19 protein-coding genes and 2 pseudogenes are annotated in these 22,538 nt (G+C 70.5%); 15 read left to right on the forward strand and 6 right to left on the reverse strand.

Translation table 11 applies throughout. The features are described 5' to 3' along the window. Positions 1–8 precede the first annotated feature (8 nt). A complete protein-coding gene (paaB, locus tag ACFYWI_RS14160; protein WP_389230502.1) occupies positions 9–299 on the reverse strand; it encodes a 1,2-phenylacetyl-CoA epoxidase subunit PaaB in 291 nt (96 codons plus the stop codon). After that, positions 296–1,264, reverse strand: coding sequence for a 1,2-phenylacetyl-CoA epoxidase subunit PaaA (gene paaA / locus ACFYWI_RS14165; RefSeq protein WP_389230505.1), 969 nt, complete (start codon positions 1,262–1,264; stop codon positions 296–298). Before paaA ends, paaB begins: the two co-directional genes overlap by 4 nt. A gap of 112 nt (positions 1,265–1,376) precedes the next feature. On the opposite strand from paaA, the gene ACFYWI_RS14170 reads away from it, so the two are divergent. Together ACFYWI_RS14170 and ACFYWI_RS14175 are read left to right on the forward strand one after the other, a co-directional pair. Beyond that, positions 1,377–2,231 (forward strand): DUF5819 family protein, encoded by an 855-nt coding sequence (locus ACFYWI_RS14170; RefSeq protein ID WP_389230508.1) that lies wholly within the window; start codon positions 1,377–1,379, stop codon positions 2,229–2,231. Next, positions 2,228–3,430, forward strand: a complete 1,203-nt coding sequence (locus ACFYWI_RS14175) for an HTTM domain-containing protein (protein ID WP_389230511.1) — start codon at positions 2,228–2,230, stop codon at positions 3,428–3,430. The genes ACFYWI_RS14170 and ACFYWI_RS14175 overlap by 4 nt, the downstream gene beginning before the upstream one ends. A 341-nt stretch (positions 3,431–3,771) precedes the next feature. Here the strand turns inward: ACFYWI_RS14175 and ACFYWI_RS14180 are convergent, their stop codons facing one another. Beyond that, positions 3,772–6,123 carry a hypothetical protein gene (locus tag ACFYWI_RS14180; protein ID WP_389230514.1) on the reverse strand — a complete coding sequence of 784 codons (2,352 nt, stop codon included), beginning with the start codon at positions 6,121–6,123 and terminating at the stop codon, positions 3,772–3,774. A gap of 242 nt (positions 6,124–6,365) precedes the next feature. Between ACFYWI_RS14180 and ACFYWI_RS14185 the strand changes: the two are divergent. The 4 genes and pseudogenes from ACFYWI_RS14185 to ACFYWI_RS14200 form a co-directional block, all read left to right on the forward strand. Continuing rightward, positions 6,366–6,465, forward strand: a pseudogene (locus ACFYWI_RS14185) (holo-ACP synthase); the annotation flags it as partial. 115 nt (positions 6,466–6,580) lie between these two features. Beyond that, entirely contained in the window at positions 6,581–7,381 is an 801-nt protein-coding gene (locus tag ACFYWI_RS14190; RefSeq protein WP_389230517.1) for a TrmH family RNA methyltransferase, read from the forward strand. A 10-nt stretch (positions 7,382–7,391) separates the two neighbouring features. Then, a pseudogene (locus tag ACFYWI_RS14195) lies at positions 7,392–7,808 on the forward strand (TrmH family RNA methyltransferase); the annotation flags it as partial. Between the two features lie 344 nt (positions 7,809–8,152). Continuing rightward, entirely contained in the window at positions 8,153–8,659 is a 507-nt protein-coding gene (locus tag ACFYWI_RS14200; RefSeq protein ID WP_389230520.1) for a hypothetical protein, read from the forward strand. A 151-nt stretch (positions 8,660–8,810) separates the two neighbouring features. Here the strand turns inward: ACFYWI_RS14200 and paaN are convergent, their stop codons facing one another. Beyond that, positions 8,811–10,487 carry a phenylacetic acid degradation protein PaaN gene (paaN, locus tag ACFYWI_RS14205; RefSeq protein WP_389230523.1) on the reverse strand — a complete coding sequence of 559 codons (1,677 nt, stop codon included), beginning with the start codon at positions 10,485–10,487 and terminating at the stop codon, positions 8,811–8,813. 123 nt (positions 10,488–10,610) lie between these two features. Between paaN and ACFYWI_RS14210 the strand changes: the two genes are divergently transcribed. Then, positions 10,611–12,125 carry a 3-hydroxyacyl-CoA dehydrogenase gene (locus tag ACFYWI_RS14210; protein WP_389230526.1) on the forward strand — a complete coding sequence of 505 codons (1,515 nt, stop codon included), beginning with the start codon at positions 10,611–10,613 and terminating at the stop codon, positions 12,123–12,125. Next, positions 12,125–12,718 (forward strand): TetR/AcrR family transcriptional regulator, encoded by a 594-nt coding sequence (locus ACFYWI_RS14215; protein WP_389230529.1) that lies wholly within the window; start codon positions 12,125–12,127, stop codon positions 12,716–12,718. Before ACFYWI_RS14210 ends, ACFYWI_RS14215 begins: the two co-directional genes overlap by 1 nt. A 145-nt stretch (positions 12,719–12,863) precedes the next feature. Here the strand turns inward: ACFYWI_RS14215 and ACFYWI_RS14220 are convergent, their stop codons facing one another. Beyond that, positions 12,864–13,415, reverse strand: a complete 552-nt coding sequence (locus ACFYWI_RS14220) for an Lrp/AsnC family transcriptional regulator (RefSeq protein ID WP_389230952.1) — start codon at positions 13,413–13,415, stop codon at positions 12,864–12,866. 239 nt (positions 13,416–13,654) lie between these two features. Here ACFYWI_RS14220 and pdhA point away from each other — a divergent pair, with 239 nt between their 5' ends. The 7 genes from pdhA (at position 13,655) to ACFYWI_RS14255 (ending at position 21,735) form a co-directional block, all read left to right on the forward strand. Next, positions 13,655–14,794 carry a pyruvate dehydrogenase (acetyl-transferring) E1 component subunit alpha gene (gene pdhA, locus ACFYWI_RS14225; protein WP_389230955.1) on the forward strand — a complete coding sequence of 380 codons (1,140 nt, stop codon included), beginning with the start codon at positions 13,655–13,657 and terminating at the stop codon, positions 14,792–14,794. Next, a complete protein-coding gene (locus ACFYWI_RS14230) occupies positions 14,791–15,795 on the forward strand; it encodes an alpha-ketoacid dehydrogenase subunit beta (protein ID WP_389230532.1) in 1,005 nt (334 codons plus the stop codon). Before pdhA ends, ACFYWI_RS14230 begins: the two co-directional genes overlap by 4 nt. Beyond that, complete coding sequence (locus ACFYWI_RS14235) at positions 15,795–17,180, forward strand: dihydrolipoamide acetyltransferase family protein (RefSeq protein WP_389230535.1); 1,386 nt, start codon at positions 15,795–15,797, stop codon at positions 17,178–17,180. Before ACFYWI_RS14230 ends, ACFYWI_RS14235 begins: the two co-directional genes overlap by 1 nt. A 107-nt stretch (positions 17,181–17,287) precedes the next feature. Next, on the forward strand, positions 17,288–18,235 hold the full coding sequence (locus ACFYWI_RS14240) for an NTP transferase domain-containing protein (protein ID WP_389230538.1): 948 nt from the start codon (positions 17,288–17,290) through the stop codon (positions 18,233–18,235). Beyond that, a complete protein-coding gene (locus ACFYWI_RS14245; protein WP_389230541.1) occupies positions 18,232–19,638 on the forward strand; it encodes a molybdopterin molybdotransferase MoeA in 1,407 nt (468 codons plus the stop codon). Before ACFYWI_RS14240 ends, ACFYWI_RS14245 begins: the two co-directional genes overlap by 4 nt. A 20-nt stretch (positions 19,639–19,658) precedes the next feature. Beyond that, positions 19,659–20,714, forward strand: coding sequence for a potassium channel family protein (locus ACFYWI_RS14250; protein WP_389230957.1), 1,056 nt, complete (start codon positions 19,659–19,661; stop codon positions 20,712–20,714). A 10-nt stretch (positions 20,715–20,724) separates the two neighbouring features. Next, the gene (locus ACFYWI_RS14255; RefSeq protein ID WP_389230544.1) at positions 20,725–21,735 is read left to right on the forward strand and encodes an NAD(P)H-quinone oxidoreductase; all 1,011 of its coding nucleotides are present in this window, start codon (positions 20,725–20,727) and stop codon (positions 21,733–21,735) included. A 172-nt stretch (positions 21,736–21,907) separates the two neighbouring features. Here the strand turns inward: ACFYWI_RS14255 and ACFYWI_RS14260 are convergent, their stop codons facing one another. Next, positions 21,908–22,450 (reverse strand): bacterial proteasome activator family protein, encoded by a 543-nt coding sequence (locus ACFYWI_RS14260; protein WP_389230546.1) that lies wholly within the window; start codon positions 22,448–22,450, stop codon positions 21,908–21,910. Between the last annotated feature and the right edge of the window lie 88 nt (positions 22,451–22,538).

Consider the following 22,538-nt stretch of genomic DNA (forward strand, 5'->3'; position numbering starts at 1 on the left):
GGGCGTGGTCACAGGTGCTTCACCCCTTCCGGGATCTCGTAGAAGGTCGGGTGCCTGTAGGGCTTGTCGGCGGCCGGCTCGAAGAACGGATCCTTCTCGTCCGGCGAGGACGCGGTCACCGCGGTGGAGGGCACCACCCATATCGAGACGCCTTCGTTGCGCCGGGTGTAGAGGTCGCGGGCGTTGCGCAGTGCCATCTCCGCGTCCGGGGCGTGCAGGCTGCCCGCGTGGGTGTGGGACAGCCCGCGGCGCGAGCGCACGAAGACCTCCCACAGCGGCCATTCGGTCGAGCTGCTCATGCCGTCGCCTCCAGGGACTCGGTGTGCTGTGCCGCTTGGTGCTTGTCCGCGTAGGCCGCGGCCGCGGCCCGGACCCAGGCGCCCTCTTCGTGCGCAAGACGGCGCTGGTTGATCCGCTGTTCGTTGCAGGGGCCGTTGCCCTTGAGGACCTCCTGGAACTCGGCCCAGTCGATCGCGCCGAAGTCGTGGTGACCCCGCTCCTCGTTCCAGCGCAGGTCCGGGTCGGGGAGGCTGAGTCCCAGGGCTTCTGCCTGCGGGACACAGATGTCCACGAAGCGCTGACGCAGCTCGTCGTTCGAATGCCGCTTGATCTTCCAGGCCATGGACTGCGCCGAGTGCGCCGAAGCGTCGTCCGGCGGGCCGAACATCATCAGCGAGGGCCACCACCAGCGGTCGACCGCGTCCTGTGCCATCGCGTGCTGCTCAGGTGTCCCCTGCGACAGGGTGAGCAGCAGCTCGTACCCCTGGCGCTGGTGGAAGGACTCCTCCTTGCAGATCCGCACCATCGCGCGGGCGTAAGGCCCGTACGAGCAGCGGCACAGCGGCACCTGGTTGGTGATCGCCGCCCCGTCCACCAGCCAGCCGATCGCGCCGACGTCGGCCCAGGTCAGCGTGGGGTAGTTGAAGATCGAGGAGTACTTCTGGCGGCCGGTGTGGAGTCTGTCGAGCAGCTCGTCGCGGCTGGTGCCGAGGGTCTCCGCCGCGCTGTACAGATACAGGCCGTGACCGGCCTCGTCCTGCACCTTGGCCATCAGGATCGCCTTGCGGCGCAGTGAGGGTGCGCGAGTGATCCAGTTCGCCTCCGGCTGCATGCCGATGATCTCGGAGTGCGCATGCTGTGCCATCTGGCGGACCAGTGAGGCCCGGTACGCCTCCGGCATCCAGTCACGCGGCTCGATGCGCTCGTCGGCCGCCACGGCAGCGTCGAACGCCGCCTCGTACGTCTCCGCTGTCACTGCCGTCATCCGGACCCCTACCGACCGATCGTTCGGTTCATTGACTTCAATGGTGAGTCGACGGCCCGTAGGGTGTCAACCCTGTGGATAACGGCAGTGGGCCGATCGGGATCGGGGCGGGATGGATTCCTACGAGCACGAGGGCGTCGAGGGCACCGGCAGCCTGGGCTCCGGGCAGCCTCGGCCCCACCACGCCCACCAGCCGGAAACCCGCCCGGCTCCCGCGCCGCCCCTGCCGGCTCCCGCGCCGTCCATGCCGACAGTCCCCTCCCCGGCCCAGCCCCCGGCCGCCGGCACCGCGCCGCCCGCCCGCATCGGCGGTATGGCCGGCCTGTCCCTCCCGTACCAGGCCGCCGCGGCCGTCTGCCTCGCGCTCATTGCCGTGCTCGGCTGCGTCCACCTCGCCATGGTCTTCTTCCATGTCGCCCCCTCCAACACCGTGACCAAGCAGCACGGGAAGGCGGTGGACGGGTGGGTCTACCCCGAGTTCGAGCAGAACTGGAAGCTCTTCGCCCCCAACCCGCTCCAGCAGAACATCGCCGTCGAGGTGCGTGCCGAGTACACCTCCTCCGACGGCAGCCGCCGCACCAGCGACTGGATCGACCTGTCGGCCGAGGACGGCCGGGCGATCCGGGGCAATCTCCTCCCCAGCCATATCCACCAGAACCAGCTCCGTCGCGGCTGGGACTTCTACCTCGGCTCGCACGACGGCGAGAACCGTCCGAACGGGCTGCGCGGTCGGCTTGCCGAGAGCTACCTCCGCCGCATCGTGATGGTGCGCATGGACGGCCGCGATCTCGGCGGGCCGGTCGCGCGCATCCAGCTCAGGTCGGCCACACGGTCGGTCGAGGCCCCGGCCTGGAGCGACGAGAAGATCGACACCCGCCCCGCCTACCGGCAGCTGCCGTGGTGGCTGATCACCGCCGCGGACCTTCCCGAGGGCGCAGAGAACGACCGTGCCGAGGTGAGCCGGTGAGTCGTACCTCGGACCACACGACGGAGCACGCCACGGGTCACAGAATCGCCCGCGCGGTCCAGCACATCACCTCCACGGCTCTCGGCCCGCATCAGAGCGCGATCGTGCGGATCGGCTTCGGCGCGACCTGGCTGCTGTTCCTGCTGCGCGAGCTGCCCCACCGGCATGCGCTCTACGGGCCCGACGGTCCATGGAGCCATGCCATGGCCGAGCAGCTGATCGCGGGCAATGACGCGTTCACTGTGCTGCTGTGGTCGGACGGCCCGCTCTGGTTCGAGTTCGTGTACGGCATATCCGTGCTCTCCAGCCTGCTGCTGATGCTCGGCTGGCACACCCGGGCCGTGTCCGCGGTCTTCATGGTCGGTGTGCTGTCGCTGCAGAACCGCTCGATCTTCGTGGGCGACGGCGGCGACAACGTCATCCATCTGATGGCGATCTACCTGGTGCTGACCCGGTGTGCGCAGGTGTGGTCCCTGGACGCACGCCGTAGTGCGCACTCCGGCGGGCGGGACCGGGTGGGCCCGGCCCTGTGGACGGTCTTCGGCGTGCTGCTCTTCATAGGGACGGTGGTGGGCCGGGTCGGCGGGGAGTGGTGGATCTTCGCCCTGTTCTGGGCGCTGTGGATCTTCCACGGCGTGTGGTGGGCGGTGAGCCGTTACGCGGCGGACAGCGAGCCGCGCACCTTCCTCGACGTCCTTGCCAACCTCGTTCACAACGCGGCCATCGTCCTGATCATGGCCGAGGTCTGCCTGATCTACGCGACCGCAGGCTGGTACAAGATCCAGGGCTCGCGATGGCAGGACGGTACCGCGCTCTACTACCCGCTCAAGCTGGACTACTTCGCGCCCTGGCCGGCCGTCTCCGACCTGCTCGCCGCCGGTGGCGTGATGGTGATGGTGCTGACGTACGGCACGGTCATCGTGCAGGTCGCCTTCCCCTTCACGCTCTTCAACCGGCGCGTCAAGAACGTCCTGCTGGTGGGCATGATGCTCGAGCACGCCGCCATCGCCGTCCTGCTCGGGCTGCCTTTCTTCTCCCTCGCCATGATCGCCGCCGACGCCGTCTTCCTGCCGACCGCTTTTCTGGTGGGGCTGGGGGCATGGATGTCACGCAGACGGGACCGGGTCCGCGCACGGGTGGACATCCCGCGGCAGCGGCGGCGGGGAAGCGAGGACCGGCCCCGTAAGTTCGTCGGGTGAGCACCACCGAAGAACCGATTCAGTAGGGCGAGGGCCCCCGAGATCGGCGTCGGGCCGCCCCTTATGCCCTGGCCGCAGAGCGAGCGGTACGACCCCGCGCTGCCGGCCGACGGCGACCGGCGCCATGTCTTCGACCAGCACCCCTGACGGAAGCGGTGCGCACCGGGATATGACGCGGTCGTGATCACGATGCTCTCGCGCCTCGCGCGGCAGGGAGCGTCGGAAGCAGTGAAGATCGAGGCCGAGATGCGCGCCCATGGCGTCACGCCTGTGAGCGTCCATGAGCCCTCCTTGGACACGTCCCCCCGGTAGGCGTCGGATCTTCACCCGAAGGAAACGGCCTAGCCGACCGGCTGTTCCTGCGCCGGGGACAGGCCGGCGAGGATCGGCTGCAGTTCCGCCCGGATGCGCAGGAGCTGTGTGCGGCGGGGGACCTCGCCGGAGGCGGTGTCCACGGGGCTGAAGCGCAGGACGGCCGGTGTCCAGTCCTCGGCGAAGTGGATCGCGGCGCGCAGGGCCGGTTCGCGTTGGCCGGGCGGTGCCGCGTCCGGTAGCTCCAGGGGCAGACACAGGGGGCGGAAGTCCGCTCGCGCGGCCTCGGGGAGCGAGGCCGCACGCTCCGCGAACGCCTCTGCGGCGGCCTGGCGGAAGCGGGCGTACTCCTCGGCGGCGTCTTCTCCGGGGAGGAGGAGAAGGAGCAGACGGGAGGGCGGGATGAGGCGTACGGCTTCGGTCAACTGCCAGAGGGTTGCTGAGCTGGTGCCGGTCACCGGGATGACGACCAGCCCGCAGTGGGGCAGGGCGGCGGTGAGCGTGGCCTGCCGGCCGTCCGCGGGGAGGGGCAGTCGGGCCAGGACGGTGGGCGGCGACGCTTGCGGCACGTGTCCGACCCTGAACAGGGCTGTTTCGACGAAGACCGTGTGCAGGTCGACGTCCAGGGGGCCCTGCCAGGGGGACGGGGGGACCGGATCGTCGGGATGCGGGCGGAGGTACAGCACACAGGGCTCCCCGGCCAGGTCCTCGGGTACGCGGGGGCGCCACCGCATGCGGCTCATTCGGTTGAAGTCATTGCGGGATCGGAACCAGAACCAGTACGCGGATAGAAGGCCGAGCGCCGATGCCCCGAGCATCTGGCCGCCGGTCCGGACTCGGAAGACTCCGACGGCCGTACCGACGACCGTGCCCACGGCGCCGGCGAGGCGGAGCAGGGCCCGTTGGCCGAACTGACGGCTCGTCATATGGCTGTCGCGTTCGATCTGCACGACGTCCAACGCCCGGCCGCGCAGGACGAAGCCCCCCGGCCACTGCCGCTCCGTACGGAAAGGGGTCAGCGGCATCCTCGCGGTGCGGACGGACCAGAAAGGACGGCGAGCAGGAGGATCGACGTGCCTCAGGTCCTTGTCGCGGTAGATCCTGGTGACGAAGAGACCGATGCCGAAGCGGCCGGGCCACCGAGCCACGAACTTGGTGACGACGTACTCCGTTCGGGCGGGAATCGACGGCGTTTCCGAAGAACTCGGAGGCCTGTCTGCGCCCTCTTCGCTCTCCTCCTCGTCCGAGACCTCCACGTCCGAACGGCTCATGTTGCGGGCCATGTCGGCCAGCCGCGCCAGCGCGGCAAGCGCGAAGACCACATCCACGCACAGCCCGAGCTTCTGGGGCAGCAGAAGACGGCCCCAGTGCTGGGCGCAGTATGTCGCCAGCCAGCCGAGGACCAGGGCGCCGAACACTTTGAGGTGCCAGTGCCAGTGGTGTGTCCCCGGGTACACGGCCTGCCCCGGCAACCGGTCCTCGCATTCATCCATCCAGGGTTCGACCTGGGTATGCACGGTCCTGCGCCAGCGCGCGTACGGCGTCAGGCCCCGTTCCGCGGTGGGGTCGAAAGGCACGAACTCGGTGGCCCAGCCGGTGTCGAAGCGGACGACTCCCCGCAGCGGAAAGCCCCGCCTCAGCTTCGACGGCCGCTGCGGCTCCACCCAATTCGGGAGCACCGGCGCCGGTGGTAATTCCTCCCCGGCCATACGGAGTTCTGCCGCCCGCTCCCGGAAGTACTCGGCGGCTCCGGCGCGGAAGCGCTCATAGTCCTCGCGCTCACCGCAGGCGACCAGCAGCACACGGGACGGTGGGAGCACGCGTACAGCCTCAGAGTATTCCCACAGAGTGCCTTCGGCACGACCGGCGTCCTGACCGATGGCGGCGACAATGACCACCAGCCGGGCCCCGCTGATGGCCTTGGCGACCTCTTTCTTCCAGCCCTGGCCGGCCGGAGGCATGTAGAAGCGACGGGCTCCCAGGGGCGGGAGGGGCTCTGCGGGGCGACCGACCGCCACCACGCGGCCGAAGCACTGGAACAGGTGGGTGAGGCGGCTCTCCCAGGTGCTGTCGCGACCGTCGGGGTCCCGGTAGCCGAAGTAGCCGACCAGGGACGTCAAGAAGTTCGAACCGCCCGCCTTGTCCGTTCTCGACAGGTCGGCGTCGACGAAGAACGAGCGGAGATAGAGCACGTAGTCGCGGTCACCCGTGGGTTTTCGCTCGTCCAGACCGGCCAGCAGACGGGACGTCACCTGCTTACCGATGCTTCGGTCCGCGCCGACCGCCATGACCAGGCTCAGGGGTGCAAGGGCAATGAGCAGGACCAAGTACCAGGGGGTTGAGCCCTGGTACAGGCCGGTGAGGATTATGAAGGGGGACACGGTGATGAGGAAGGTTGTCGATATCGAGTTCAATCCACTGATGGCCCACAGGGATTTGCGGAATTGTGTGCGTGCACGGTTCGGACGCCCGCCCCGATGATCCGTCATCCGACAATTAACCCAGATTTGACGGGTGTCACCAATAGTTCGTACATATACAGATGGCCCGGATACTTGTTCCGCCATCCTCAGTTCCGAAACGCGCGGTGCTTGAGAGGAAGAGAGGTCCGTAAGGTGCTCGCATGAGCATCATCGGGGTCGGTATCGACGTGGCCGAGACCGACCGGTTCGAGGCGTCGCTGCGGCGGACGGCCCGTACCGGCGCAACGGCTGTTCCTGGAGAGCAGGGCGAGAAGTACACCGGCGCGATGCGGGCGGGGCGCAGACCACCGACCAGGGGCCCATAGGGTGTTATGCGATGCGGGAGAGCGGCTGTTCGACACCGTAGCCTGAGGCGATGAGCGATGACGATGCCACGAGGGCTGTACTGCAGTGGGAGAGTGCGCCTGACGACACTGTGCTGCTCGACGGCTTCCATGCGCTGAAACACGCGCTCCGTTTCGGAGCCGACGTACGAGTCGCAGTCACCAGCGACAAAGAGGCCGCCCTGGCACTGGCTGCTTCGCTCGCCGACGACGTGACGGACCGCATCAGGGATCTTGTCGTCGAGGTACCAGGAAAGATCTTGCGGGAACTGGTGCCGAGGGTTCACCCCACACAGGTGGCCGCTCTGGCCACCAGGCGAAGCCGGCAGACAAACGTGGCGGGGTTGGTGCGGCTGCCACGGGCGTCACCGATCGTCGTTCTGGACAACCCGCGCAATCTCGGGAACGTCGGGGCCGTGGTTCGTCTTGCTGCCGGTTTTGGGGCCACAGGCGTCGTCACTACCGGCGACGTGGACCCGTGGCACCCCAACGCCGTGAGGGCGGGCGCGGGTCTCCACTTCGCCACCGCCGTCGAACGGCTCCCCTCCGGTGATCTTCCACCGGGCCCGACGTACGTCCTGGACCCCGAGGGGGAGGACATCAGGTCTGTGGCTGTCCCCGGTGATGCGCTGCTGGTATTCGGCTCCGAGCGGCACGGGGTCTCGCCCGAGCTCCGTGGCCGGGCAACCAAGCTCCTGGCACTTCCCATGCGGCCCCAGGTATCGAGCTACAACCTTGCCACCAGCGTGGCCATGGCGCTGTTCCACTGGGGAGGTCCACTACAGGGACCAGACCCCCATGACGATCGAGGGCTCGCCAGACCCGTTGTGTAACCGACACTCCAGCATCGGCTCCGTGGTGCGGACGGCCAGCGCGTGTCTCGCCGGGGAGATCCACATCGTGGGACGCCGGCGCCGGAACCGGCGGGCGCCATGGTCACCGACCGCTATCAGCGTGTGCGCCATCACCCGGACACGGCATCCCTGACCGAGTGGGCGGCGGCGGACCTGCCGGTCATCGGGATCGACAACCTGCCCGCGGCTGTGCCGCCGGAGCGCACCGAGCCGACGCGGCGATCGTGCTGCTGTTCGGGCAGGAGGGGCCGGGCTGACCGAGGAGGCCCGCAAGCACGCGGCGATGGTGTGCTCGATCGCCCAGTCCGGCTCGACCCGCTCGATCGATACCGGGGCGGCCGCGGCGATCGCATGCACGCCTGGGTTCAGGGACGCGGACATTCCGCCTCCGCCTGCCGTCCGCTGACCCACTGGTCCGCCGGATCGCCGGTCGCCTGTTCACCCGATCGGCAGGCCTGGCGGGCCGCCCGCCCCCGTCCGCGGGCTCGGCGTCCGCCGGTCCGTCGGTCCGTCGGTCCGTCGGTCCGTCGGTCCGCCGGTCCGTCGGTCCGTCGGTCCGCGGGTTCAGTGTCCGCCTGTCCGGCCTGCTCAGGCGGCTGAGCGGTGCGCGTTCCGTCGAGGGGAAAGTGTGACTTTCGGACAGCTGTGTCGTTTACACCGTCGAGCGCAACGTCGACTTGGGATGCGGCAGCAGAGCCGAGCGGCGCCGGTGGAGCGATTCCCGTGTCCCTTACGACCCCAGGAGGGCCGATGTACGCAGAGGAGGCGCTCCTGCGGACACGTGCCCTGCGTGCCGCCCTGACCCACCGCACGGACGCACTCGACGGCACCAAGCCCCTTGAGCTGATGCCGGACGGCGAGCATGTGACGGCGGCCATGCTCGCGGACCACTTCGAGGTCGACGCGGTCGCCCTGCGGCGGGCCGTGCGCAAGCACGCGGGAGAACTGGGCGGCTGCGGCTACCGGCGGCTGCAGGGCGAGGAGCTGCGCGGCTTCCTCGCCGTCAATATGCCCGGCGCGATGGCAGCCCGGCGGCAGCTCGGTGTCTTCACCCGGCAGGCCGTGCTCGTCCTGGCGATGCTGCTGCGGGGCAGCGAGGTCGCTCGCCGGGTACGGCAGCGGCTGCTCGGCTCGGTGTGCGCCCAGGGCCTTCTGTCTGCATCGGCGCAGGCAGAAGGGGACCCGTCCGAACAGGCCATGTTCCTCGCGATCGGAACGCCGGAACAGATTGCCGACGTGCTGCGCCGGGGCCTGTGACCCCGGGCCGGTACTCGACCCGCCACCCTTTTCCACCGGTCAAGGCGGCGCCGCCAGGCGCTTCTGGCCCCCACACACCGGCTTCTGCGCCACGGTTCCGGCCCGTTGGTCCCCCGGGCCAGCCCGGGGGACCAACGGATACCGGTGGCCGTCAGGCCTGGCGCCGGACCTCCACCACACGGAAGCGGTTGGAGACGAACGCGCCGTCGCACAGTGCCGCGTTCGCCGCGGGGTTGCCGCCCGAGCCGTGGAAGTCGGAGAACGCCGCGGTCTGGTTGACGTACACGCCGCCCGTGAGGTTCAGGGAGAGCTGCGCCGACTCCTCCAGGCAGACCTCCTCGATCGCGCGCTCCGTGGCCTCCGAGGTGGTGTACGCGCCGACCGTCATCGCGCCCTTGTCGCGGACCGTGCGCCGCAACAGGTCCAGGGCGTCCGCCGTGGAGTCCACGGCGACGGCGAAGGACACCGGGCCGAAGCACTCCGACAGATAGGCCACCTCGGCGTCGGGCGACTCCCACAGCTTGCGGGCACCGTCGAGCTTGACGATGACCGGTGTGCGCACCGTCGCGCCGGGGAACTCCGGATTGGCGACCTCACGCGATGCCAGGGCCACTTCGCCGAGGTGGGCCGCCGCCTCGAGGCGGGCCTTCACATCGGGGTTGACCAGCGCGCCGAGCAGGGCATTCGCCCGGGCGTCGTCGCCGAGCAGGCCGTTCACCGCGGCCGCGAGGTCGGCGGCCACCTCGTCGTACGTCTTGGGTCCGGCGTCCGTCGTGACGCCGTCCCGCGGGATCAGCACGTTCTGCGGGGTGGTGCACATCTGGCCGCTGTACAGCGACAGCGAGAAGGCCAGGTTGGAGAGCATTCCCTTGTAGTCGTCGGTGGAGTCGACGACGACCGTGTTGACGCCGGCCTTCTCCGTGTAGACCTGCGCCTGGCGGGCGTGCGTCTCCAGCCAGTCGCCGAAGGCGGTGGAGCCGGTGTAGTCGATGATCTTGATCTCGGGACGGACCGCCAGGGTCTTCGCGATCCCCTCGCCGGGCTGCTCGGCGGCCAGAGCTACCAGGTTCGGATCGAAGCCGGCCTCGGCGAGCACCTCGCGCGCCACGCGCACGGTGAGTGCCAGGGGAAGCACGGCCCGCGGGTGCGGCTTGACCAGGACCGGGTTGCCGGTGGCCAGCGAGGCGAAGAGGCCCGGGTAGCCGTTCCACGTCGGGAAGGTGTTGCAGCCGATCAGGAGGGAGATGCCGCGGCCCGCCGTGGTGAAGGTCTTCTGCAGTTCAAGGGGGTCGCGCTTGCCCTGCGGCTTGGACCAGTGGGCCGCGGCGGGGGTACGGATCTGCTCCTCGTACGCATACGCCACCGCCTCCAGGCCACGGTCCTGGGCGTGCGGGCCGCCGGCCTGGAACGCCATCATGAAGGCCTGCCCGCTGGTGTGCATCACCGCGTGCGCGAACTCATGGGTGCGGGCGCTGATCCGGGCCAGGATCTCCACACAGACCAGTGCGCGGGTCTCAGGTCCCGCCTCGCGCCAGGCGGCCATGCCCGCGCGCATCGCGGGCAGCAGGACGTCGAGGTCCGGATGGGGGTACTCGATGCCCAACTCCAGGCCGTACGGCGAGACTTCGCCGCCGGTCCAGCCGTCCGTGCCTGGCTGGTCCAGGTCGAAGCGGGTGCCGCGCAGGGCCTCGAAGGCAGCCAGGCCATCGGCCGGTGCGCTTTCGCCGTACGCCTTGGGGTGCTCGGGGTGCGGGGACCAGTAGGCGCGCGTGCGGATCGCTTCGAGGGCCTGGTCGAGCGTGGGCCGGTGGGTCTCGGTCAGCTGCATGACGGACCAACTCCTCGTCGAGCTGGGCAGGGGAGGATTGACAGAGTTAGAGTAACCGAACGATCGGTCGGTACAAGGGGGCCTGTCGAACCTGTGGAAAACTCATCGGGAAGGATCGCCTCCATGACCGCCATCGATAAGAGTCGTACCGTCGCCGTGGTCGGCACGGGCACGATGGGACAGGGCATCGCCCAGGTGGCCCTCGTCGCGGGCCATCCCGTATGTCTCTACGACGCCGTCCCCGGTCGGGCCGCGGAAGCCGCCGAGGCCATCGGCGCCCGTCTGGACCGGATGGTCGACAAGGGCCGGCTGGACGCCGCCGGGCGCGACGCGGCCCGCGGCCGGCTCCTCGCGGCAGCGGAGCTCGCCGAGCTCGCCGACGCCGCGCTCGTCGTCGAGGCGATCCTCGAAGAGCTTCCTGTCAAGCAGGAGCTCTTCGGTGCACTGGAGAAGATCGTCGCCGACGACTGCCTGCTGGCCACCAACACCTCCTCGCTCTCCGTCACCGCCATCGCGGGCGCACTGCGGCTGCCCGGCCGCTTCGTCGGACTGCATTTCTTCAACCCGGCGCCGCTGCTCCCCCTCGTCGAGGTCGTCAGCGGCTTCGCCACCGAGGAGACCGCCGCCACGCGCGCGTACGAGACGGCGAAAGGCTGGGGCAAGACCCCGGTGCGCTGCACGGACACCCCCGGCTTCATCGTCAATCGCATCGCCAGGCCCTTCTACGCCGAAGCGTTCGCCGTCCACGAGGAGCGGGGCGCCGACCCCGCCACCGTCGACGCGGTCCTGCGCGAGTGCGGCGGCTTCCGGATGGGTCCGTTCGAGCTGACCGACCTGATCGGCCAGGACGTCAACGAGGCGGTCACCCGCTCCGTGTGGGATTCCTTCTTCCGGAGCACGAAGTTCACACCGTCCCTGGCCCAGCGCCGGCTCGTCGAGTCGGGGCGCCACGGCCGGAAGTCGGGGCACGGCTGGTTCTCGTACGCGGACGGGGCCGAGCGCCCCCGGGCGCGTACCGAACCGCCGGCTCCCGCCCCGCGGAGCGTCACCGTCCACGGCGAGCTCGGGCCCGCCGAGCCCCTGGTCGAACTCATGCGGCGGGCCGGGATCACCGTCCTCCGAAAGCCCGGGAACGGCTTCATAACCCTGGCGGGAGGCGCGCAGCTGCGCCTCGTGGACGGTGCGGCGTCGTTCGGGTACGAGGACGGCGCCATCTCCTTCGACCTCGCCCTGGACTACGGGAAGGCGACCCGGATCGCGCTGTCCACCTCCGAGGACACCCGCAGGAGCATGCCCGGTGCCGTCCAGGACGCCATCGGTCTCTTCCAGGCGCTCGGCAAGGACGTCTCGCTCATCGGCGACGTACCCGGCATGATCGTCGCCCGTACGGTCGCGATGCTGGCGGACTTCGCCGTGGACGCGCTCGAGCGCGGCGTCGCATCCGCCGAGGACATCGACACCGCGATGCGGCTCGGCGTCAACTATCCGGCAGGCCCCCTGGAGTGGGGCGAGAGGCTGGGTTTCAGCTGGGTCTGCGGGTTGCTGGACACCCTCCACGACCACTACCCCACCGGCCGTTACGCGCCGTCCCTCGGCTCCAAGCGCCGTGCCTTCTCGGAAGGCGAGGGGGACAACTGATGGCCACTGCCAGACGGGACACGTACACCCCCGAGACGCTGCTCTCCGTCGCCGTACGCGTCTTCAACGAGCGTGGGTACGACGGCACCTCCATGGAGCACCTCTCCAAAGCGGCCGGCATCTCCAAGTCCTCGATCTACCACCATGTCGCGGGCAAGGAGGAGCTGCTGCGCAGAGCCGTGAGCCGGGCGCTCGACGCTCTGTTCGCGATTCTCGAGGAACCGGGCGCGGTGGGGGGACGGGCCATCGAGCGGGTCGAGTACGTCACCCGGCGCACGGTCGAGGTGCTGATGGCCGAGCTGCCCTATGTGACGCTGCTGCTGCGTGTCCGGGGCAACACGACGACCGAACGGTGGGCGATGGAGCGCCGCCGTGAGTTCGACCAGCGGGTCGCCGACCTGTTGAAGGCGGCCGCGGCGGACGGCGATCTGCGGGCCGATGTCGACATCCGGCTGGCGACGCGTCTGCTGTTCGGCATGGTGAACTCCCTGGTCGAGTGGTACCGCCCGCAGCCGGCCGGCGGCTACGACGGCGACCAGGTGGCCGAGACGGTCGTGCGGCTGGCGTTCGACGGGTTGCGCACGGGCCCATAGGGCCGCATACGGGATCTCGGCGGTGTGTCCCGGGCGGGGCCGGGCCCGAGCGACGCGGTCGGGCCGGGCGGGCCCCAGCGCCGCGGGGGCCGGAGAACCGCGTTTGGGCCGCAGAACACTGCGTTCGGGGTCGGCGGCCGGCCGGCTACTGGAGCGGGTCGTCGTCCGCCGCGAGGCCCGCGCCGACGCCCGTCCCCACGCCCGTCACCGGTCCGGGGACCGGTTCGAGGTCCGTCTCCTCGAAGACCAGCAGCGTGCGCGTGGACAACACCTCGGGGATGGACTGGAGCCTGGTCAGGACCAGCTCGCGCAGGGTGCGGTTGTCCGGGGTGTGCACCAGCAGCAGGACGTCGAAGTCCCCGCTGACCAGAGCGATGTGCGCGGCGCCCGGAAGGGCCTGCAACTGCTCGCGCACCGTGCGCCACGAGTTCTGCACGATCTTGAGCGTGATGTAGGCGGACGCGCCCTGTCCCGCCCGCTCGTGGTCGACGCGCGCGCTGAAGCCCCGGATCACGCCGTCGTCGATGAGCCGGTTGATGCGGGCGTACGCGTTGGCGCGCGAGACGTGCACCCGTTCGGCCACCGAGCGGATCGACGCGCGACCGTCCGTTTGGAGCATGCGCAGGATGTCCCGGTCGATCGCATCGAGCGGGCGGGCCGGAGGTGTCTGCTCCGTGCGGCCACCGCCCTCGGCCATTTGTTCAGCTGCCACGTCCCCCCGCCTTCCTCGTATGGACGACCTGTCTCCATCTGAAGCTGTGGAGAACCGTTTGTCCACAGGCTGCCGGTGCCTGTAGCCAAATTGCGTCCACGACCGAACAATCGGTAGGTGAGGCGCGCCACACCCGCGCTGCCTCGCACTCGCATGCGTCGTCGCATTCGTGTCGCTGTCTTCGTCGCTCCCACGAGGAGGTGCTCGCGTTGAGAAAGAGCAGCATGACGGTCCAGGAGCTTCCCGGTGCCGCTGCCGCCTACCGGCCCACCCCGCCTCCGGCGTGGCAGCCCCGCACCGATCCCGCACCGCTGCTCCCGGACCCGGAGCCGTACCGCGTGCTCGGCACGGAAGCCGCGGCCAAGGCCGATCCCGAGCTGCTGTTGCGGCTGTACGCCGAGCTGGTGCGCGGCCGTCGGTACAACGCCCAGGCGACCGCGCTGACCAAGCAGGGCAGGCTCGCTGTCTACCCGTCGACCACCGGGCAGGAGGCGTGCGAGGTGGCCGCGGCGATGGCCCTCGAGGAGCAGGACTGGCTCTTCCCGAGCTACCGCGACACGCTCGCGGCCGTGGCGCGCGGACTTGACCCCGTGCAGGCCCTCACCCTGCTGCGCGGCGACTGGCACACCGGATACGACCCGCACGAGCACCGCATCGCGCCCCTGTGCACGCCGCTCGCCACCCAGCTGCCCCACGCCGTCGGTCTCGCGCACGCCGCCCGCCTCAAGGGCGACGACGTCGTGGCGCTGGCCATGGTCGGCGACGGCGGCACCAGCGAGGGCGACTTCCACGAGGCGCTGAACTTCGCCGCCGTATGGAAGGCCCCGGTCGTCTTCCTCGTGCAGAACAACGGCTTCGCGATCTCCGTGCCGCTCGCGAAGCAGACCGCGGCCCCCTCCCTGGCTCACAAGGCGGTCGGGTACGGCATGCCGGGCCGGCTCGTCGACGGCAACGACGTGGCCGCGGTGCACGAAGTGCTCGGTGCCTCCATGGCCCGCGCCAGGAGCGGCGGCGGGCCCACCCTGATCGAGGCCGTCACCTACCGCATCGAAGCCCACACGAACGCCGACGACGCGACCCGCTACCGCGGTGACAGCGAGGTCGAGACCTGGCGGGAGCACGATCCGATCCGGCTGCTGGAGCGGGAGCTGACGCAGCGGGGACTGCTGGACGAGGACACCAGGCAGGCCGCGGCGGACGCGGCCGAGACGATGGCCGCCGCATTGCGCGAGCGGATGAACGCCGACCCGGTGCTGGACCCGATGGACCTGTTCGGCCACGTCTACGCCGAGCAGACCACCCAGCTCCGTGAGCAGGCGGCGCTGCTGCGGGCCGAGCTGGAAGCAGAGGGAGAAGCACGATGACCACGGCCGCGGTGAAGCCCGCGACGATGGCCCAGGCCCTGCAGCGCGCGATGCGCGACTCGATGGCCGAGGACCCCACGGTCCATGTGCTGGGCGAGGACGTCGGCACGCTGGGCGGCGTCTTCCGGGTCACGGACGGGCTCGCCAAGGAGTTCGGCGACGACCGCTGTACTGACACCCCGCTGGCCGAGGCCGGCATCCTCGGTACGGCCGTCGGCATGGCGATGTACGGGCTGCGGCCGGTCGTCGAGATGCAGTTCGACGCCTTCGCGTACCCGGCGTTCGAGCAGCTCATCAGCCACGTCGCCCGGATGCGCAACCGCACCCGGGGCGGCATGCCCCTGCCGATCACGGTCCGCGTGCCGTACGGCGGCGGGATCGGCGGCGTCGAGCACCACAGCGACTCCTCCGAGGCGTACTACATGGCGACTCCGGGGCTCCATGTCGTCACGCCCGCGACCGTCGACGACGCGTACGGGCTGCTGCGCGCCGCGATCGCCTCCGACGACCCTGTGGTGGTCCTGGAGCCGAAGCGGCTGTACTGGTCGAAGGCGCAGTGGTCGCCCGAGGCGCCGACCGCGGTCGAGCCGATCGGCAAAGCCGTGGTGCGCCGCGCGGGCCGCAGCGCCACGCTCATCACTTACGGTCCTTCGGTGCCGGTGTGCATGGAGGCCGCCGAGGCGGCCGCGGCCGAGGGCTGGGACCTGGAGGTCGTCGATCTCCGCTCGCTCGTGCCGTTCGACGACGAGACGGTCTGCGCATCCGTGCGGCGCACGGGCCGGGCAGTCGTCGTCCATGAGTCGACCGGTTTCGGCGGCCCCGGAGGGGAGATCGCCGCACGGGTGACAGAGCGCTGCTTCCACCACCTGGAGGCGCCCGTGCTGAGGGTCGCCGGGTTCGACATTCCCTATCCGCCGCCGATGCTGGAGCGGCATCATCTGCCGGGCGTGGACCGTGTGCTCGACGCGGTGGCACGGCTGCAGTGGGAGGCGGGGAACTGATGGCCCAGGTGCTGGAGTTCAAGCTGCCGGACCTCGGCGAAGGGCTGACCGAGGCCGAGATCGTCCGCTGGCTGGTGGCCGTCGGCGATGTCGTGGCCATCGACCAGCCGGTCGTCGAGGTCGAGACGGCCAAGGCGATGGTCGAGGTGCCGTGCCCGTACGGAGGCGTGGTCACCGCGCGCTTCGGTGAGGAGGGCACGGAGCTGCCCGTGGGCGCGCCCTTGCTGACCGTGGCGGTCGGCGCCATGGAGCCGGCCGGCGCACCCGCGGCCCCGGACGCCCCGGGTGCCGCGGCTGCCGGCGGTTCCTCGGGGAAGGGGGACACCGCCGAGTCGTCCGGCAATGTGCTGGTCGGCTACGGAACGCGAGCGCCGGCAGCCCGTCGTCGACGTATCCGCCCGGCAGTGCCCGCGGCGGCCGTGCCGACGCCGGCTCCCACGCCCCCCGCCGCCGCGCCCGTGCAGGCACCGGTGCACAGCCGTGGTGCACAGGACGGGCCGGTGGCCGTCATCTCGCCCCTGGTGCGCAAGCTGGCCCGGGAGAACGGCCTCGACCTGCGCCGGCTGACCGGTTCGGGACCCGACGGTCTGATCCTGCGGGCCGATGTCGAGCAGGCCATGCGTGCCGCAGCGGCACCGACGGCCCCGGAGCCCACCACGGCCGTCGCCGCGGCGGCCATCCGTGGACGCGGTGCGCAGGGTGAGCGCATTGCGCTGCGCGGCGTCCGCGGTGCCGTGGCGGACAAGCTCTCCCGCAGCCGGCACGAGATCCCTGACGCCACCTGCTGGGTCGACGCGGACGCGACCGAGCTGATGGCGGCGCGGACGGCGATGAACGCCGCCGGCGGGCCGAAGATCTCGCTCCTCGCACTGCTCGCCCGGATCTGCACCGCCGCGCTCGCCCGCCACCCGGAGCTCAACTCGACGGTGGACATGGACGCACGGGAGATCGTGCGGCTTCCCGAGGTGCATCTCGGCTTCGCGGCACAGACCGAGCGGGGCCTGGTCGTTCCCGTCGTGAAGGATGCGCACAGCCGCTCCGCGGAGTCGCTCACGGCCGAGTTCGCACGGCTGACGGAGGCCGCACGGCAGGGGACGCTGACCCCGGCGGATCTGACCGGCGGGACCTTCACGCTGAACAACTACGGGGTGTTCGGTGTCGACGGCTCCACGCCGATCATCAACCACCCGGAGGCCGCGATGCTCGGTGTCGGCCGGATCGTGCCGAAGCCGTGGGTCCACCAGGGCGAGCTGGCCGTGCGCCAGGTCGTCCAGCTCTCGCTCACCTTCGACCACCGGGTCTGCGACGGCGGCACCGCGGGCGGGTTCCTGCGCTATGTGGCCGACTGCGTGGAGCATCCCACCGTGCTGCTGCGGAGCCTGTAGGACCGACGCAGGGAAAAGGCCCGGGGAGGGCTGATCCGCAGGACAGCCCGGAGAGGCGGATCCGATCGGGGCTCCCCACCCCGGCGATCGCGGCCCATACTTCAGGAGTGACCGCGTACAGCGCTGCCTCCTATGACGCCGTCGTGCTTGCCGGAGGTGCCGCGAAGCGCCTGGGCGGGGCGGACAAGCCGGCGGTGAGCGTGGGCGGGCGCGCTCTCCTCGACCGGGTGCTCGGGGCGTGCCGCGATGCCCGGCGCACCGTTGTCGTCGGCGGCCGTCGGACCACCGCGCACCCCGTCGTATGGGCGCGCGAGGAGCCGCCCGGCGGCGGTCCGCTGGCGGCGCTCGACGCGGGAGTGCGCCAGGCCGGAGCCCCGGTCGTTCTGGTGCTCTCGGCCGACCTGCCGTTCCTGGGGGAGGGGACGGTGCGGCAGCTGATCGGGGCCCTGGCCGTCGACACCGCTGCCGCCCGTGCCAGGGAGGCGGTCCTTCTGACCGACTCCGACGGCCGTGACCAGCCCCTTGTCGCCGCGTACCGCACCGAGCCGCTGCGACGTGAGCTTGCTCTCCTCGCAGCCGAACACGGCAGCCTTTCCGGCCTGCCGCTGCGTCTACTGACCCAGGAACTCGATTTCGCCCGGATCGAGACCGATTCGCTCGCCTCCTTCGACTGCGACACCTGGGAGGACATCTCCGCAGCCCGGGCCCGCATCAGAGAGCATGGGACCGTGCTGGACGAATGGATCACCGCAGTCAAGGATGAACTCGGCATCGAATTGGACGTCGACATCGGCGTCCTTCTCGATCTCGCTCGCGACGCCGCGCACGGCGTTGCGAGGCCCGCCGCGCCGCTCACCACCTTCCTGGTGGGCTATGCGGCGGCCAAGGCGGACGGTGGTCCCGAAGCGGTTGCCGAGGCCTCCCGCAAGGCCGTGGCACTCGCCCATCGCTGGGCCGAGGAGGCCGACCAGGCCGCCGCCGACACGAGCAGCGCGGTCAGGACCGACGCCGACCAGGCCGACGCCGATGCGAGTGGCGAGGCCGACGCAGGATGACCGCTCGCGAGCCCGAGGGCGGCACTCACGCCGGCGCCGAACCGGAAGAGGCCGAGCTGGACGGCGTGGACGACGCGCTCGCCCTGGTCGGTTCGAGGCCGGGCAGGAAACCGTCCTCCGGCATTCCTGCCGAGGGACGTGCCGGATCCAATGCCGCCCGCACCGGCCCGGCGCACCAACGGCACCGCGCCACCCCGTGGCCCGTGGCCCGGGCCCTGTCCGCGCGCATCGGACGCACCGCCGCGACGCGTACCCGGCGCGTGGCACTCGACCAGGCACTCGGCCAGGTACTCGCCGAGCCGCTCACGGCTCTGTGCGACCTGCCGTCGTTCGACACCTCCGCCATGGACGGCTGGGCCGTCGCGGGCCCTGGGCCATGGGCCGTGGACGACGACGGCTCGATCCTGGCCGGACACGGTGACAACCAGCCGTTGCCCGACGGTACGGCCGTACGGATCGCCACCGGAGCCCGCATTCCGCCCGACACCACCGCGGTGATCCGCAGCGAGCACGCCCGCGTCGATGCCGCCAGGCACCTGCTGCACGCCGAGCGCGAGGTGATTCCGGGCCAGGACATCCGCCCACGCGGCCAGGAATGCCGCTCGGGCGATCAACTCCTGCCCACCGCCGCCCTGGTGACCCCGGCCGTCCTCGGCCTTGCCGCGGCAGCCGGATACGACGAGCTGCTCACCGCCGCCCGGCCGCGGGTGGAGGTCCTTGTGCTCGGCGACGAGCTGCTCACCGCCGGGCTCCCCCACGACGGTCTGATCCGCGACGCGCTCGGACCGATGATCGGCCCCTGGCTGCGGGCACTGGGCGCGGAGGTCGTCGTCACGCGCCGCCTCGGCGATGACGCCGAGGCCCTCCACCGGGCGGTGACCACCTCCGAGGCCGATCTGCTGGTCACCACGGGCGGCACGGCAGCCGGTCCCGTCGATCATGTGCACCCGGTGCTCCGGAAGGCGGGCGCCGAGCTGCTGGTCGACCAGGTCGCCGTACGCCCCGGCCATCCGATGCTGCTCGCACGGCTGGCCTCCGGACGGCATCTGGTGGGCCTGCCCGGCAATCCCCTGGCCGCCGTGTCCGGGCTGCTCACGCTCGCCGAGCCGTTTCTGCGCGGGCTCGCGGGCAGAGGGGACTCGGTGCCGTACAGCGCGCCCGTACGCGACGAGGTGCACGGTCATCCGCACGACACCCGCCTGGTGCCTCTGGTGTACCGCGACGACCAGCTGGTCCCGCTGCACTACAACGGGCCGGCCATGCTGCGCGGGATCGCGGCTGCCGACGGCCTCGCTGTCGTCCCGCCGGGTGGAGCGAAGCCCGGTGACGAGCTGGAAGTGCTGGATCTGCCCTGGGCGGCGTCCTGGGCCCCTTCGAACGCCGACGGAGGGTGTTTCACGTGAAACTTCCCGGCCAGGACGCCATGGCCAGAAAGGCCGATGAACACCTGGTCACCAGCCGGGTGAAGCTCCCCCGCCGGGTCGTCGAGCGTCCGATGCGGCAGGTCGGCAAGCGGCTGCTGATGGCGCTCGGGGTGCTGGCGGTGACCGTGCTGCTGGTCTGGATCGACCGGGCCGGCTACCACGACAACGCGGACGGCAGCGTCGACCTGCTCGACTCCGTCTACTACGCGACCGTCACACTCTCCACCACGGGATACGGCGACATCGTGCCGCACAGCGACACGGCCCGGCTCACCAACGTGCTGCTGATCACCCCCTTGCGGGTGCTCTTTCTCATCATCCTGGTCGGCACCACTCTCGAGGTGCTCACCGAGCGCACCCGGGAGGAGTGGCGGCTGAACCGCTGGAGGTCCAACTTGCGCGACCACACCGTCATCGTCGGCTTCGGCACCAAAGGACGATCGGCGATGCAGACGCTGTGTGCCACGGGTCTGAGGAAGGACCAGATCGTTGTCGTCGACCCGAGCGCCAAGGTGATCGAGGCCGCCAACGCCGAAGGTTTTGTAGGAGTCGTGGGCGATGCGACCCGCAGCGATGTGCTCCTCCGCGCCGAGTTGCAAAAGGCCAAGCAGGTCGTCATCGCCACCCAGCGCGATGACACCGCGGTACTCGTTGCCTTGACCGCGCGTCAGCTCAACCGGGGCGCGAAGATCGTCGCCGCGGTCCGTGAGGAGGAGAACGCTCCGCTGGTGCGTCAGTCCGGTGCCGATGCGGTGATCACCAGCTCGGGCGCGGCCGGCCGGCTGCTCGGACTGTCCGTCCTCAGCCCCAGTGCGGGCACCGTGATGGAGGACCTGATCCAGCAGGGCAGCGGTCTCGATCTCATCGAACGGCCGGTGATAAAGGCCGAGGCGGGACGGACCGTCCGGGAGACCGACGACCTCGTGGTGTGCGTGCTGCGTGGCCATCGCCTGCTGGGTTACGACGATCCGGCCGCCAGCCCGCTGCAGCTCACCGACCGGCTCATCACGATCGTCCGGGCGCAGAACGGTTCGCCGCACGGCACCCCGGAGTAGCCTCGCCGCCATGCATGCGATCACTATTTCCCAACCCGGTGGCCCCGAGGTACTTGTGTGGACCGAGGTGCCCGATCCCGTACCCGCCGAGGGCGAAGTCCTCGTCGAGGTCGTGGCGAGTGCCGTCAACCGTGCCGATCTCCTGCAGCGCCAGGGCTTCTACGACCCGCCGCCCGGCGCCTCCCCGTACCCCGGACTCGAGTGCTCGGGCCGGATCGCGGCGCTGGGGCCGGGAGTGTCGGGGTGGGCCGTCGGCGACGAGGTGTGCGCCCTGCTGGCGGGTGGCGGCTACGCCGAGAAGGTCGCCGTGCCCGTCGGACAGCTGCTGCCTGTGCCGGACGGCATGGATCTCGTCACGGCTGCCGCTCTGCCCGAGGCGACCTCGACGGTGTGGTCGAACGTGTTCATGATCGCCCACCTGAGGCCGGGCGAGACCCTGCTCGTCCACGGCGGCGCGAGCGGTATCGGCACGATGGCGATCCAGCTGGCAAAGGCGGTCGGTGCGAAGGTCGCGGTCACGGCGGGCGACCCCGAGAAGCTGGCCCGCTGTGCGGAGCTGGGCGCGGACATCCTGATCGACTACCGCGAGCAGGACTTCGTCGAGGAGATCCGCAAGGCCACGGACGGGGCGGGCGTGGACGTCATCCTCGACATCGTCGGCGCGAAGTACCTGGATCGCAATGTGCAGACCCTTGCGGTCAACGGCCGCCTCGCCGTGATCGGGCTCCAGGGCGGTATCAAGGGGCAGTTGAACCTCGCGACCCTGCTGACCAAGCGGGGGGCGGTCACGGCGACATCGCTGCGGGCCCGTCCGCTCGGCGAGAAAGCGGCGATCGTCGCCGCCGTGCGCGAGCATGTCTGGCCGCTGATCGCCGCGGGACGGGTTCGAGCGGTCGTGGACCGTACGCTGCCGATGCAGGACGCGGCCGAGGCCCATCGCGTGCTGGAGTCCGGTACGCACGTCGGCAAGATCCTGCTGATCGCCCCCCAAGCGTCCGACCAAGCGTCTCCCCGAACGTGAGCGCCACCCACGCGTGATCGCCCCCCGAATCCGACGCACCCCGAGTCCGATGTGCCCGAAGCCCCACCGCGTCCGTAGCCTGTCGTACCCGGATCCCGACGCGGCGTGAACGGCGACGCGAAGGCCCGGCCCACCTCGGTGGACCGGGCCTTCGGCGTTTCCGGCGGCGTGACTAGAGGTACGGGCCGGAGCGGATGGCTCCGTGCTGCCCGCCGTCCTCGTCGTCGTGCGGGGCTCCGGGCGGCAGCGCGCGCCGCATCTGCTCCAACTGGGCGCGAGCCGCCATCTGCTGGGCGAACAGTGCTGTCTGGATCCCGTGGAACAGGCCCTCCAGCCAGCCGACCAACTGTGCCTGGGCGATGCGCAGTTCCGCCTCGGAGGGAATCGCCTCGTCGGTGAAGGGGAGGGAAAGGCGCTCGAGTTCCTCGACGAGTTCGGGGGCGAGGCCGTCCTCCAGCTCCTTCACCGAGCTGGCGTGGATCTCCTTGAGCCGTACCCGGCTCGCCTCGTCCAGAGGGGCTGCCCTGACTTCTTCCAGCAGCTGCTTGATCATGCTGCCGATGCGCATGACCTTCGCAGGCTGTTCAACCATTTCTGTCACCGGGACCTCGCGCGACTCGTCGTCACCCATACTGCCGCCGAGCGCCATTCCGTCCTGTCCCACGATGAGGACCTGGGGGCTCTCCTGCGACCGTTCATTCCTCGGCATCTCCATGCCGCCCATTCTCTCGCATATGTGCATCACCACACGGTGTGCCCCCAGGGGAGGGTGATCCACCCTCCCCGGGGGGCACAAATCAGCA

The organism is Streptomyces sp. NPDC002889 (assembly GCF_042888425.1).
Lineage (GTDB): Bacteria > Actinomycetota > Actinomycetes > Streptomycetales > Streptomycetaceae > Streptomyces.